Origin of the sequence: Streptomyces misionensis, assembly GCF_900104815.1 — a bacterium.
GTDB lineage: Bacteria > Actinomycetota > Actinomycetes > Streptomycetales > Streptomycetaceae > Streptomyces > Streptomyces misionensis.
The window spans coordinates 1,906,327-1,920,213 of record NZ_FNTD01000004.1 but is presented as its reverse complement, the minus strand read 5'-3'; the positions used below and the strand labels follow the sequence as shown (position 1 = coordinate 1,920,213).

Genomic DNA, 13,887 nt, shown 5'->3' with positions numbered 1-13,887 from the left:
CCCCGTGTACGGGGCAGTGAACGGATCACTGCCCCGCGCCCCGCGCTCGAACACCCTTCGAGCCACGGACAAAACCCGCTGTGCGGGCGCGCCGGAAGGGGCGGCCCGTGCGTACGGCGCCGCCCCTTCTCCCGTGCGCTGCGGGACTACTTCCCGTCGAGCATGCCCCGCACCTTGGCGCGGACCTCGTCCGTGGCCAGGCCGCGGATGGTCAGCGTGGTGCGGCGGCGCAGCACGTCGTCCGGGGTCTCGGCCCACTCGTGGTCACGGGCCCAGACGACCTGCGCCCAGATCTCCGGCGCGTCCGGGTGGACCCGCTCGGCCAGCTCCGGGTTCTCGTTCGCCAGCCGGGCGATGTCGAAGGCCAGCGAGCCGTAGTGGGTGGCCAGGTGCCTGGCGGTGTCGGCGGCCATCCGCGGGCCGGGCGCCGGGTGGTCCACCAGCAGCCGGTGCGCGACGGCGCGCGGGTTGGCGACGCCGGGCAGCGGCAGCTTCTTCGGCAGCGAGGAGATCGGCTCGAAGTCGTCGCCCAGCGGGTGGCCCGGCAGCGCCTCCAGCTTCTTCATGATCGTGCGGCCGATGTGGCGGAACGTGGTCCACTTGCCGCCCGCCACGGACAGCATGCCGCCCTTGCCCTCGGTCACCACGGTCTCGCGCTTGGCCTTGGCGGTGTCGCCGGGGCCGCCCGGCAGCACCCGCAGACCGGCGAACGCGTAGGTGATCAGGTCACGCTGGAGCTGCTGGTCCCGGACGGAGAACGCGGCCTCGTCCAGGATCTGGGCTATGTCCTTCTCGTTGACCGCGACGTCCGCCGGGTCGCCCTCGTACTCCTCGTCGGTGGTGCCGAGCAGCAGCATGTCCTCCCAGGGGAGGGCGAAGGTGATCCGGTACTTGTCGATCGGGGTGGCCAGCGCGGCCTTCCACGGCGAGGTCCGCTTCAGGACCAGGTGCGCGCCCTTGGACAGCCGGATGGACGGCGCCGCGTTCGGGTCCTCCATCTTGCGCAGGTGGTCGACCCACGGGCCGGTCGCGTTCAGCACCAGCCGGGCGTCGACGCCGAACTCGTCACCGGACAGCCGGTCCTTCAGCTCGGCACCGGTGACCCGGCCCCGGGTGAAGCGCAGGCCGGTGACCTCGGCGTGGTTGAGGACGACCGCGCCCGCCTCGACGGCCGCGCGGACCGTCATCAGCGCCATCCGCGCGTCGTTCATCTGGTCGTCGCCGTACACGGCCACGGCCTTGAGGTTCTCGGTGCGCAGCTCGGGCACGTCCTGCGCCGCCTTGGCGGGGGAGAGCAGGTGGCCGACGCCGTCGCCGAACGCCGACAGCGCGGAGTAGGCGAAGACGCCCGCGCCGAGCTTCGCCGCGCCGTGCGGCCCGCCCTTGTACACGGGGAGGTAGAAGGTGAGCGGGTTCGCCAGGTGGGGGGCCACCTGGCGGGAGACCGCACGGCGTTCGAAGTGGTTCTCCGCCACCAGCTTCACCGCGCCGGTCTGCAGGTAGCGCAGACCGCCGTGGAGCAGCTTGGAGGAGGCGGAGGAGGTGGCACCGGCGAAGTCGCCGGCGTCGACCAGCGCCACCCTGAGCCCGGACTGCGCGGCGTGCCAGGCGGTCGAGATGCCCAGGATGCCGCCGCCGATCACAAGAAGGTCGTACGACGCCTTGGCGAGCTGCTCCCTGGTCTCGGCGCGGCTCGGGTTGGAGCCGGAGGCCGGGCGCGTCCCCAGGGCAGGTACGGACTGCAAGGTGGACTGACTGGTCATGTGGGGTACTTACTCCTCGTCAGAGCGGTGTGAGCCGAAAAGCCCGCTCAGCTCTCGTCCTCGATCCAGCCCATGGTCCGGTCGACGGCCTTGAGCCAGTTCTTGTACTCACGGTCGCGGGTCTCCGCGTCCATCCGGGGGGTCCATTCGGCGGCCCGGCGCCAGTTGGCGCGCAGCTCGTCGGTGCTGGACCAGAAGCCGACGGCGAGGCCGGCGGCGTAGGCGGCGCCGAGGCAGGTGGTCTCGGCGACCATCGGGCGCACCACCGGTGCGTCGAGGACGTCGGAGAGCGTCTGCATCAGCAGGTTGTTGGCGGTCATGCCGCCGTCGACCTTGAGGGTGGACAGCTCGACGCCCGAGTCCTTGGTCATGGCGTCGGCGATCTCCCGGGTCTGCCAGGCGGTGGCCTCCAGGACGGCGCGCGCGAGGTGCGCCTTGGTGACGTACCGGGTCAGGCCGGCGATCACACCGCGGGCGTCGGAGCGCCAGTGCGGGGCGAACAGGCCGGAGAAGGCCGGCACGAAGTAGGCGCCGCCGTTGTCCTCGACCGAGAGCGCGAGGGTCTCGATCTCGGCGGCGGTGGAGATCAGGCCCATCTGGTCGCGCATCCACTGCACCAGCGAGCCGGTGACGGCGATCGAGCCCTCCAGGGCGAAGACCGTCGGCTGCTCGCCGATCTTGTAGCCGACGGTGGTCAGCAGACCGGCGTAGGAGTTGATGATCTTGTCGCCGGTGTTCATCACCATGAAGGTGCCGGTGCCGTAGGTCGACTTGGTCTCGCCCTCGGAGAAACAGGTCTGGCCGAACAGGGCCGCCTGCTGGTCGCCGAGCGCGGAGGCGACCGGGATGCCGCCGAGCAGGTCGCCGAGCTTGCCGCCCTTGATCTCGCCGTAGACCTCGGCGGAGGAGCGGATCTCGGGCAGGATCTGCGTCGGCACGCCGATGGACTCGCAGATCCGCTGGTCCCACGCCATGGTGTGGAGGTTCATCAGCAGGGTGCGCGAGGCGTTGGTGACGTCGGTGACGTGCTTGCCGCCGTCGACACCACCGGTCAGGTTCCAGATGACCCAGGTGTCCATGGTGCCGAAGAGGATGTCCCCGGCCTCGGCGCGCTCCTTGAGGCCCTCGACGTTGTCGAGCAGCCAGCGGGCCTTGGGGCCGGCGAAGTAGGAGGCCAGCGGCAGGCCGGTCTCGCGGCGGAAGCGGTCCTGGCCGACGTTGCGGCCCAGCTCCCGGCACAGGGCGTCGGTGCGGGTGTCCTGCCAGACGATGGCGTTGTGGACGGGCTCACCGGTGTTCTTGTCCCACAGCACGGTGGTCTCGCGCTGGTTGGTGATGCCGATGGCCTTGATGTCGTCACGGGTGATGCCGGCCTTGGCGACGGCTCCCGCGACGACTTCCTGGACGTTGGTCCAGATCTCGTTGGCGTTGTGCTCGACCCAGCCCGGCTTGGGGAAGATCTGCTCGTGCTCCTTCTGGTCGACGGAGACGATGCGGCCGTCCCGGTCGAAGATGATGCAGCGCGAGGAGGTGGTGCCCTGGTCGATCGCCGCGATGAAGGGGCCTGCGGTGTGGGCGTCGGTCACTGTGTGCTCCTGAAAGGTCCGTGGTGAGGGGGCTGAACGTACGGCGCGTGCGCCGGAACCCGGGGGTTCCTAGAAGGCGGCGTTGTAGATGCCGGCCGCGATGGCGGCGCCGATCAGCGGACCGACCACCGGGATCCAGGCGTAGCTCCAGTCGGAGCCGCCCTTGTTGGGCAGCGGGAGCAGTGCGTGCACGATGCGGGGGCCGAGGTCACGGGCCGGGTTGATCGCGTAGCCGGTCGGGCCGCCGAGGGAGAGGCCGACGGCCACCACGACGAACGCGGTGATCAGGCCGCCGAGCGGGCCGAGGCCGTTGCCCTGGTTGTTCAGGCCCTGCGTGAGGACCGCGAGGATCAGCACGATGGTGCCGATGATCTCCGTCGCGAGGTTCTGCGCGATGTTCCGGATCTCCGGGCCGGTGGAGAAGATGCCGAGCACCGGGCCCGCGCCCTTCTCCTGGGCCTCGACGGCCTTGGCCGAGGTGGCCTGGGCGCCCGGGCCGCCGACGATCTCCTTGTCGGTCAGGTGCGCGTGGAACTGGCCGTAGTAGGCGAGCCACACCAGGACCGCGCCGATCATGGCGCCGAGGAGCTGACCGCCGAGGTAGTACGGGACGTCGCTCCAGTCGCTGTTCTTGATGGCCAGGGCGACGGTGACGGCCGGGTTGAGGTGGGCGCCGGAGAGCGGCGAGGAGATGTACACGGCCGTCATGACGGCGAAGCCCCACCCGAAGGCGATGGCGAGCCAACCGGCGTTACGGGCCTTGGAGGCCTTCAGCGTGACGGCGGCGCAGACGCCGCCGCCGAGCAGGATGAGTATGGCGGTACCGATGGTCTCGCCGATGAAGATGTCGGAGCTGGACACCCGCGACTCCTTTGTCCTTCGTCCAGGGGTAAGCCGAACCCCGGAATCCCACCGGGAGTTCTGGCGCCCTCGGGGGTGAGAGCGATGCCGGCCCTTGGCTTGTCACACTCTAACGCGTATTGCCGGTAGGTGTTCGACAATGCCGACCGATGGACGGGAGTCTTGCTTCGGCGTTACGTATGCGTCAAGAGTTCTGTTATCGAAAACCGGATCGTTATTGATCGCCGCCGGTTATCACTCTTCGCTCGCTGATGTAGTTTTAGCCCCGCTTTGTCCGTTTCAGGGTAGGCCGAGAACCGGAACGCCGCCCGGCGTCCCGGTCCTACCCACAACGAAGCGTGAACTCTCAGAACCGTCCGGCGCCGAGGTCCCTGGAGACCGCGCGGGCGCAGTCGCGCACCGCGGCGATCAGCTCGGGGCGCAGCTCGCCCTCCCGGCACAGCCGCTCCACCGCGCCCGTGATGCCGACCGCGCCCACCGGCATCCGGCGCCGGTCGTGCACGGGCGCGGCGATCGACGCCACGCCCTCCCAGGTCTCCTCCACGTCGGCCGCGTAGCCCCGCGCCCGCGTGATGTCGAGGATGTGCTCGAACTCGCCGGCGTCGCACACCGTGCGGTCCGTGAACGCCTTGCGCTCGGCCTCCAGGGCCTCGCTGTGCGCCACCGGGTCGTACGCGGCCAGCACCTTGCCCAGCGCGGTGCAGTGCAGCGGCTGCATGGCGCCGATCTCCAGCACCTGCCGGCTGTCGTCGGGCCGGAAGACGTGGTGCACGATCAGCACGCCCTGCTGGTGCAGCACCCCCAGGTGCACGCTCTCCCCGCTGGAGCGGGCCAGATCGTCCGTCCACACCAGGGCGCGCGCCCGCAGCTCGTGCACGTCCAGATAGGTGGTGCCCAGGCGCAGCAGCTCGGCGCCCAGCTGATAGCGGCCCGAGGCGTCGTCCTGCTCCACGAACCCCTCCTGCTGGAGGGTGCGCAGGATGCCGTGCGCGGTGCCCTTGGCGAGGCCGAGCGAGGAGGCGATGTCCGACAGGCCGAGCCGTCGCTCGCCGCCCGCGAGCAGCCGCAGCATCGCGGCCGCGCGTTCGAGCGACTGGATGTTCCGTGCCATCGCCGTCCTGCCTCCGTCCCCTTCGACTGCCGATACATGCCGGCGAGTGAGTGCCGTTCGCCACCGCAACCACTACCACCGTTCGGCAATGTCGAACACTACCGGTCCATGTCGACCTCCCGCTAATGGTCGGTCGACTCCTGTTACATCCCGTGTGGTCCGCGCGTGGCACCGGGGCCATTCGCGTCCGTCACGTGGACGCCTGTGCCCATCCAAGCCCACACCCGGTTAGTCTGGCGCCGTGCGGACCCCCCGCCTGCCCTGGGGTCCCGCATAGCCGACAGCCGTCGCACCTTCAGGGAGCCCCTACATGGCCTCGTTGCCAACGTCCCCTACCGCCGACAGCCGGACCCGTGCGTCCGCGCTCCGAGAGGCGCTCGCCACCCGCGTGGTGGTCGCCGACGGAGCCATGGGCACCATGCTCCAGGCCCAGGAACCCACCCTGGACGACTTCCAGCAGCTCGAAGGCTGCAACGAGATCCTCAACCTGACCCGACCGGACATCGTCCGCTCCGTCCACGAGGCCTACTTCGCCGTGGGCGTCGACTGCGTCGAGACCAACACCTTCGGGGCCAACCACTCCGCCCTCGGCGAGTACGACATCCCCGAACGGGTCCACGAACTGTCCGAGGCCGGCGCCCGCGTCGCCCGCGAGGTCGCCGACGAGTTCAGCGCCCGCGACGGCCGCCCCCGCTGGGTGCTGGGCTCCATGGGCCCCGGCACCAAGCTGCCCACCCTCGGACACGCCCCGTACACCACCCTGCGCGACGCCTACCAGCGCAACGCCGAGGGCCTGGTCACCGGCGGCGCCGACGCGCTGCTCGTGGAGACCACCCAGGACCTCCTCCAGACCAAGGCCGCCGTGCTCGGCGCCCGGCGCGCCCTGGACACCCTCGGCCTCGACCTCCCGGTGATCGTCTCGGTGACCGTCGAGACCACCGGCACCATGCTGCTGGGCTCCGAGATCGGCGCGGCCCTCACCGCCCTGGAGCCGCTGGGCATCGACCTGATCGGCCTGAACTGCGCCACCGGCCCCGCGGAGATGAGCGAGCACCTGCGCTACCTCGCCCGCAACGCCCGCATCCCGCTGTCCTGCATGCCCAACGCGGGCCTGCCCGTCCTCGGCAAGGACGGCGCCCACTACCCGCTGACCGCCCCCGAGCTGGCGGACGCGCAGGAGACGTTCGTGCGTGAGTACGGTCTGTCGCTGGTGGGCGGGTGCTGTGGTACGACGCCGGAGCATCTGCGGCAGGTGGTGGAGCGGGTGCGGGGTCTGACCCCGCCCGGGCGTGACCCGCGGCCGGAGCCGGGTGCGGCGTCGCTGTACCAGTCGGTGCCGTTCCGGCAGGACACGTCGTATCTGGCGATCGGTGAGCGGACGAACGCGAACGGGTCGAAGAAGTTCCGTGAGGCGATGCTGGAGGGCCGCTGGGACGACTGTGTGGAGATCGCCCGGGAGCAGATCCGCGAGGGCGCGCACATGCTCGATCTGTGTGTGGACTACGTCGGCCGGGACGGTGTCGCGGACATGGAGGAGCTGGCCGGCAGGCTGGCGACGGCGTCGACGCTGCCGATCGTGCTGGACTCCACCGAGGTGGAGGTGATCCGGGCCGGTCTGGAGAAGCTGGGCGGGCGTGCGGTGATCAACTCGGTGAACTACGAGGACGGGGACGGTCCCGAGTCGCGGTTCGCGCGGGTGACGGCGCTGGCGCGTGAGCACGGTGCGGCGCTGATCGCGCTGACGATCGACGAGGAGGGCCAGGCCCGCACGCCGCAGAAGAAGGTGGAGATCGCCGAGCGGCTGATCGCGGATCTGACGGGGAACTGGGGGATCCGTGAGGAGGACGTCCTCATCGACACCCTGACGTTCACGATCTGCACGGGTCAGGAGGAGTCCCGCAAGGATGGTGTGGCGACGATCGAGGCGATCCGGGAGCTGAAGCGGCGTCATCCCGCGGTGCAGACCACGCTGGGGCTGTCGAACATCTCCTTCGGGCTGAACCCGGCCGCCCGGATCCTGCTCAACAGCGTCTTCCTGGACGAGTGTGTGAAGGCCGGGCTGGACTCGGCGATCGTGCACGCCTCGAAGATCCTGCCGATCGCCCGGTTCAGCGAGGAGGAGGTCACCACGGCGCTGGACCTGATCTACGACCGGCGTGCGCCGGGCTATGACCCGTTGCAGAAGCTGATGCAGCTGTTCGAGGGGGCGACGGCGAAGTCGCTGAAGGCGGGCAAGGCCGAGGAGCTGGCCGCGCTGCCGCTGGAGGAGCGGCTCAAGCGGCGGATCATCGACGGGGAACGCAACGGTCTGGAAGCGGATCTGGATGCGGCGCTGGCCGAGCGGCCGGCGCTGGACATCGTCAACGAGACGCTGCTGGACGGCATGAAGGTCGTCGGTGAGCTGTTCGGTTCGGGGCAGATGCAGCTGCCGTTCGTGCTGCAGTCCGCCGAGGTGATGAAGGCCGCGGTCGCCTATCTCGAACCGCACATGGAGAAGTCGGACGCCGAGGGCAAGGGCACCATCGTGCTGGCCACGGTCCGCGGTGACGTGCACGACATCGGCAAGAACCTCGTCGACATCATCCTGTCCAACAACGGCTACAACGTGGTCAACCTGGGGATCAAGCAGCCCGTCTCCGCGATCCTGGAGGCCGCCGAGGAGCACCGCGCGGACGTGATCGGCATGTCCGGGCTGCTGGTGAAGTCCACCGTGATCATGAAGGAGAACCTGGAGGAGCTGAACCAGCGCGCCCTGGCGTCGAAATACCCGGTCATCCTCGGCGGCGCCGCCCTCACCCGCGCCTACGTCGAACAGGACCTCCACGAGATCTACCAGGGCGAGGTCCGCTACGCCCGCGACGCCTTCGAGGGCCTGCGCCTGATGGACGCCCTCATCGGCGTCAAACGCGGAGTGCCCGGCGCGAAACTCCCCGAACTGCGCCCCCGCAGGGTCCGGGCGACGGCCGCGGCGGAGGTGACCGAGCGTCCCGAGGAGGGGCACGTGCGCTCGGATGTCGCCACCGACAACCCCGTGCCCACCCCGCCGTTCTGGGGCACCCGCGTCAGCAAGGGCATCCAGCTCAAGGAATACGCCTCCTGGCTCGACGAAGACGCCCTCTTCAAGGGCCAATGGGGCCTCAAGCAGGCCCGCACCGGCGAAGGACCGACCTACGAGGAACTGGTCGAGACCGAGGGCCGGCCCCGGCTGCGCGGCCTGCTGGACCGCCTCCAGACGGAGAACCTGCTGGAAGCGGCCGTCGTCCACGGCTACTTCCCCTGCGTGTCCAAGGACGACGACCTGATCGTCCTCGACGAACAGGGCAACGAGCGCACCCGGTTCACCTTCCCGCGCCAGCGCCGCGGCCGGCGGCTGTGCCTGGCCGACTTCTTCCGCCCGGAGGAATCCGGCGAGAGGGACGTCGTCGGCTTCCAGGTCGTCACCGTCGGCTCCCGCATCGGCGAGGAGACCGCGCAGCTCTTCGCGGCCAACGCCTACCGCGACTACCTCGAACTGCACGGCCTGTCCGTCCAGTTGGCCGAAGCCCTCGCCGAGTACTGGCACGCCCGCGTCCGCGCCGAACTCGGCTTCGGCGGCGAGGACCCGGCCGGCATCGAGGACATGTTCGCCCTGAAGTACCGCGGCGCCCGCTTCTCCCTCGGCTACGGCGCCTGCCCCGACCTGGAGGACCGCGCCAAGATCGCCACCCTGCTGGAACCCGAGCGGATCGGGGTCCGGCTGTCCGAGGAGTTCCAGCTCCACCCCGAGCAGTCCACGGACGCGATCGTGATCCACCACCCCGAGGCGAAGTACTTCAACGCCCGGTGACGCACCCACCGAGACGCATGACCGACCCGTCCCCGACCCTCGCCGGGGGCGACAAGCGGGGTACCCCCGGCGCTCCGTGATAAACGAGGCGCTTCGGGCGGCCACGTCGTACACTGGTCGGTCCACCGCAGGCCGGTTCCCCGAGTGGGAACCGGCCTGAACGTCCCTCAAGGAGGTGCGCCCGGATGACCAGCACGGTCCCCGCGCTCGGAACCCGTTCGGCCGAAGGGTCCGCCCTGCAAGCGGTCCTCCTCGACATGGACGGCACCCTGGTGGACACCGAGGGCTTCTGGTGGGACGTCGAGGTGGAGGTCTTCGCCGCCCTCGGCCACACCCTGGACGAATCCTGGAAGCACGTCGTGGTCGGCGGCCCCATGACCCGCAGCGCCGGTTTCCTCATCGAGGCCACCGGCGCCGACATCGCCCTCGCGGAACTCAGCCTCCTGCTCAACGAGGGCTTCGAGGCCCGCATCAGCACCGGCCTGCCGCTCAAGCCCGGCGCCGCCCGCCTGCTCGCCGAACTGCACCAGCACGGCATCCCCACCGCCCTGGTCTCCGCCTCCCACCGCCGCATCATCGACCGCGTGCTCACCGTCCTCGGCCCGCACCACTTCGCCCTGTCCCTCGCGGGCGACGAGGTCACCCGCACCAAACCCTTCCCCGACCCCTACCTGCTCGCCGCCACCGGCCTCGGCGCCCACCCCAGCAGATGCGCCGTCGTCGAGGACACCGCCACCGGCGTCGCCGCCGCCGAGGCCGCCGGCTGCCACGTCGTCGCCGTACCCTCCCTCGCGCCCATCGGCCCCGCCGCACGCCGCACCGTCGTCTCCTCCCTCGAACAGGTCGACCTGGCATTTCTGCGTGGCCTGATGACGGAAATGCGCTAGCCGTTCACCCAGCGTGCGAACACCATTGACCGAGCCCGCCGAATAACCGCGGAAGTACGCCCGAGGCGGAATTCACCGCAGGCCACCCCGGCCGAATTCCGGCACCTCCCCGGATCGTCGCGGATGTGACGTTCGCCACCCCACCGGGTCTCGACAACGCCGGACGAGTATGCAGAACGCCCCCACCCGGCGGGGATACACGGCTCCATGTGTCCCGATTGATGAGAAGCTGCACTAATCCTGCCGCTGTCGGGTTTTCGGTGTGTCCGCACCCGGTTTCACAGCGTGATGGACAGTCAACTCACGCGGCTGTGAACGCCCCAGCCGGTCCGGACTAATCTCATCGCGAGAACATCGCCGAAAACCCCCCGTGCTCCGCCGCGCCACCCATGCATGCCGGAAACACGGACCCGAACAGCTCTGGAGAAACCCCCGCATGAACCGCAAGACTTTGGTGCTGCCGGCGGTGGCCGGCCTGCTCACCCCGGTCCTCGCCGCGTGCGGCGGATCGGGCAGCGGGAGCAAGGGCGGCGACGCCATCGTCGTCGGCACCACGGACCGGTTCACCGTCACCAAGGACGCTCCCGCGCCCCTCGACCCGGCCTACGCCTACGACGTCGGCCCCTGGAACCTCCTGCGCCAGACCGTGCAGACCCTCATGGCCGAGCCCAAGGGCGAGGGCAACCCCGTCCCGGACGCCGCCGAAAGCTGCGGCTTCACCGACAGCGGCAGCGAGCGCTACGCCTGCAAGCTGCGCGACGGCCTCACCTTCGCCAACGGCGACCCGGTCACCGCACAGGACGTCAAGTACTCCATCGAGCGCGCCCTGCGCCTCAAGGCCGACACCGGTGTCTCCTCCCTGCTCAACACCATCGACACCATCGAGACCCAGGGCGACCGCGAGGTGATCTTCCACCTCAACACGGCCGACGCCACGTTCCCGTACAAGCTGTCCACCCCGGTCGCCGGCATCGTCAATCCCAAGGACTACCCCAAGGACTCGCTGCGCGACGGCTTCCACCTGGACGGCTCCGGCCCCTACACCTTCCAGGCCGACGTCAAGGACAACGCGGTCGTCAGCGTCACCTTCACCAAGAACCCCCACTACAAGGGGGCCGTGACGGTCAACAACGACAAGGTCGTGGTCCGCTCCTTCGCCGATGCCGACGCCATGGGCGCCGCGATCGACAAGGGTGACATCGACGTCATGTCCCGCACCATGTCGCCCGCCCAGGTCCAGAAGCTGGACGCCGGCAACGACCAGAACGTCGACCTGGTCGAGATGCCCGGCCTCGAAACCCGCTACCTGGCCTTCAACACCAACGCGCCGACCGTCAAGTCCAAGGCCGTGCGCCAGGCGATGGCCCAGATCATCAACCGCGGCGAGCTCGTCGCCAAGGTCTACGGCACCCAGGCCGAGCCCCTGTACTCCCTGGTCCCCGCCACCGTCACCGGGCACTCCAACTCGTTCTTCAACACGTACGGCAACCCCAGTGCCGCCAAGGCCAAGGACCTGCTCACCAAGGCCGGCATCACCACCCCGGTGAAGCTGACCATGCACTACACCACCGACCACTACGGCTCGGCCACCAAGCAGGAGTTCGAGATCCTGCAGAAGCAGCTCAACGACAGCGGCCTGTTCGACATCACCATCCAGGGCCACCCCTGGTCGCGCTTCCGCCCCGCCGAGCAGAAGGGCCAGTACGACGTCTACGGCATGGGCTGGTTCCCCGACTTCCCGGACCCGGACAACTTCCTCGCGCCGTTCCTCGACAAGGGCAACTTCCTCGGCTCGCCGTACTCCAACAGCACCATCCAGCACACCCTGATCCCGCAGTCCCGCCGCGACGCCAACCGCCTCTCGGCCGCCGACAGCCTCACCGAGATCCAGAACACCGTCGCCGACGACGTTCCGTTCCTCCCGCTGTGGCAGGGCAAGCAGTACATCGCCGCACGCGACGACATCACGGGCGTCTCCTACGCCGTCAACTCCTCCTCGACGCTCCAGCTCTGGGAGCTCGGCCGGGGCGTCAACGGCTGACGAACCGTCAACGACGCAGGGCGCCTTCCCCGACGGGGAAGGCGCCCTGCCTCGTTCCGACCGAACCGCCGCGCGTGCGACGGGAACCCCGCGAACTACTGCGCGCCCGGACGCACCAGACCGCTCTCGTACGCGTACACCGCAGCCTGCACCCGGTCCCGCAGACCCAACTTGGTCAGCACGTGCCCCACATGCGTCTTCACCGTGGTCTCGCTGACGAACAGATCGGCCGCGATCTCCGCGTTGGACAACCCGCGCGCCACCAGCTTCAGCACCTCCACCTCACGATCGGTCAAGGTGTGCAGGGTGTCCGGCACCGGCTCCTCACCGGAGGGCAGATGCGTGGCGTACTTGTCCAGCAGCCGCCGCGTGATGCTCGGCGCCAGCATCGCCTCACCGGCCGCCACCACCCGGATCGCCTGCACCAGCTCGTCCGCCGGCGCGTCCTTCAGCAGAAAGCCACTGGCCCCCGCGCGCAGCGCCTCCACCACGTACTCGTCCAGATCGAACGTGGTCAGCACCAGCACCTTCGCCGGGCCGTTCCGCTCCGGACCGGTGATCTGCCGGGTCGCCTCGACGCCGTCCATCCGCGGCATACGGATGTCCATCAGCACGACGTCCGGCTGCAGGGCCCGCACCTGATCCAGGGCCTGCAGACCGTCACCGGCCTCGCCGACGACCGCGAGATCCTGCTCGGCCTCCAGGATCATCCGGAAACCCGTACGCAGCAGGGGCTGGTCGTCGACCAGTAGGACGCGGATGGCCACGTGACACTCCTTCGCTAGTCCGCGCCCATTCTGCCCTGCTCCACCCCATCGGATCCGACCACCCTCAACGGCAGCGGATACGGCGGGGGAGTGCCCCCGAACTCCGGGCAGTGCGCCTGGTGATCACACCAGCCGCACAGCTTGGTCGGCCGGGGCCGCCAGTCACCGGTCTCGGTGGCCCGCCGGATCGCCTCCCACAGCGCGCGCAGCCGGCGCTCCACCCGCTCCAGATCCGCGGGCACCGGGTCGTACGTCAGCACGTCGCCGCTGCCGAGGTACACCAGCTGCAACCGGCGCGGCACCACGCCCTTCAGCCGCCAGATCACCAGGGCGTAGAACTTCATCTGGAACAACGCGTTCTCCGCGTACTCCGGCCGCGGCGCCTTGCCCGTCTTGTAGTCGACGATGCGCACCTCACCGGTCGGCGCCACGTCCACCCGGTCGATGATGCCGCGCAGCCGGAGCCCCGACTCCAGCTCGGCCTCCACGAACAGCTCCCGCTCGGCCGGCTCCAGGCGCGTCGGATCCTCCAGCGTGAACCAGCGCTCCACCAGCCGCTCCGCCTCACCCAGCCACTGCGCGAGGCGATGCCCGTCCGGATCGTCCGCGAACAGCTCCGCCAGCTCCGGGCGGCTCTCGCGCAGCCGGTCCCACTGACCCGGCACCAGCGCCTTGGCCCGCGGCGCGGTCCGCTCACCGGCCGGGGCGTCGAACAACCGCTCGAGCACCGCGTGCACCAGCGTGCCCCGCGTCGCCGCCTCGCTCGGCTTCTCCGGCAGCCGGTCGATCACCCGGAACCGGTACAGCAACGGACACTGCATGAAGTCACCGGCCCGCGAGGGGGACAGCGAGGTCGGCGCCACGGCCACCCGTCCGGTGGCGGCACCGCCGCCCGCACCACCCGTGGCGCCGTCGGCGTCGCCGGTGGTCGCTTCCGCCGCGGGCGGTTCCGTCGTCGGCCCGGGAGCGCTCGGCGCGGCTCCCGCCTCCTCGAAGCTGGTGTCCATGTCCACAGACCATACGGCCCACCACTGACAGTGACCCA

At 69.9% G+C, this 13,887-nt stretch carries 9 protein-coding genes; 3 read left to right on the top strand and 6 right to left on the bottom strand.

The features are described from left to right. Positions 1 to 146: 146 nt before the first annotated feature. The 4 genes from BLW85_RS10240 to BLW85_RS10225 all read right to left on the bottom strand — a co-directional run bounded on the left by BLW85_RS10240 (position 147) and on the right by BLW85_RS10225 (position 5,321). Positions 147 to 1,763 (bottom strand): glycerol-3-phosphate dehydrogenase/oxidase, encoded by a 1,617-nt coding sequence (locus BLW85_RS10240; RefSeq protein ID WP_074991883.1) that lies wholly within the window; start codon positions 1,761 to 1,763, stop codon positions 147 to 149. A gap of 47 nt (positions 1,764 to 1,810) precedes the next feature. Further along, the gene (gene glpK, locus BLW85_RS10235; RefSeq protein ID WP_070027855.1) at positions 1,811 to 3,349 is read right to left on the bottom strand and encodes a glycerol kinase GlpK; all 1,539 of its coding nucleotides are present in this window, start codon (positions 3,347 to 3,349) and stop codon (positions 1,811 to 1,813) included. Between the two features lie 69 nt (positions 3,350 to 3,418). Beyond that, a complete protein-coding gene (locus BLW85_RS10230; RefSeq protein WP_070027853.1) occupies positions 3,419 to 4,210 on the bottom strand; it encodes an MIP/aquaporin family protein in 792 nt (263 codons plus the stop codon). Positions 4,211 to 4,556: 346 nt separating this feature from the next. Further along, positions 4,557 to 5,321, bottom strand: a complete 765-nt coding sequence (locus BLW85_RS10225; protein WP_070027852.1) for an IclR family transcriptional regulator — start codon at positions 5,319 to 5,321, stop codon at positions 4,557 to 4,559. 310 nt (positions 5,322 to 5,631) lie between these two features. On the opposite strand from BLW85_RS10225, the gene metH reads away from it, so the two are divergent. The 3 genes from metH to BLW85_RS10210 all read left to right on the top strand — a co-directional run bounded on the left by metH (position 5,632) and on the right by BLW85_RS10210 (position 12,075). Next, the gene (gene metH / locus BLW85_RS10220; protein ID WP_074991882.1) at positions 5,632 to 9,147 is read left to right on the top strand and encodes a methionine synthase; all 3,516 of its coding nucleotides are present in this window, start codon (positions 5,632 to 5,634) and stop codon (positions 9,145 to 9,147) included. 185 nt (positions 9,148 to 9,332) lie between these two features. Continuing rightward, on the top strand, positions 9,333 to 10,034 hold the full coding sequence (locus tag BLW85_RS10215) for an HAD family hydrolase (RefSeq protein WP_074991881.1): 702 nt from the start codon (positions 9,333 to 9,335) through the stop codon (positions 10,032 to 10,034). A 436-nt stretch (positions 10,035 to 10,470) separates the two neighbouring features. Continuing rightward, positions 10,471 to 12,075 carry an ABC transporter substrate-binding protein gene (locus BLW85_RS10210; protein WP_074991880.1) on the top strand — a complete coding sequence of 535 codons (1,605 nt, stop codon included), beginning with the start codon at positions 10,471 to 10,473 and terminating at the stop codon, positions 12,073 to 12,075. A 95-nt stretch (positions 12,076 to 12,170) separates the two neighbouring features. Here BLW85_RS10210 and BLW85_RS10205 read toward each other — a convergent pair whose 3' ends face one another. Further along, the gene (locus BLW85_RS10205) at positions 12,171 to 12,842 is read right to left on the bottom strand and encodes a response regulator (RefSeq protein WP_070030260.1); all 672 of its coding nucleotides are present in this window, start codon (positions 12,840 to 12,842) and stop codon (positions 12,171 to 12,173) included. Between the two features lie 14 nt (positions 12,843 to 12,856). After that, positions 12,857 to 13,849: a RecB family exonuclease gene (locus tag BLW85_RS10200; protein ID WP_074991879.1), complete on the bottom strand. Its 993-nt coding sequence runs from the start codon at positions 13,847 to 13,849 to the stop codon at positions 12,857 to 12,859. Between the last annotated feature and the right edge of the window lie 38 nt (positions 13,850 to 13,887).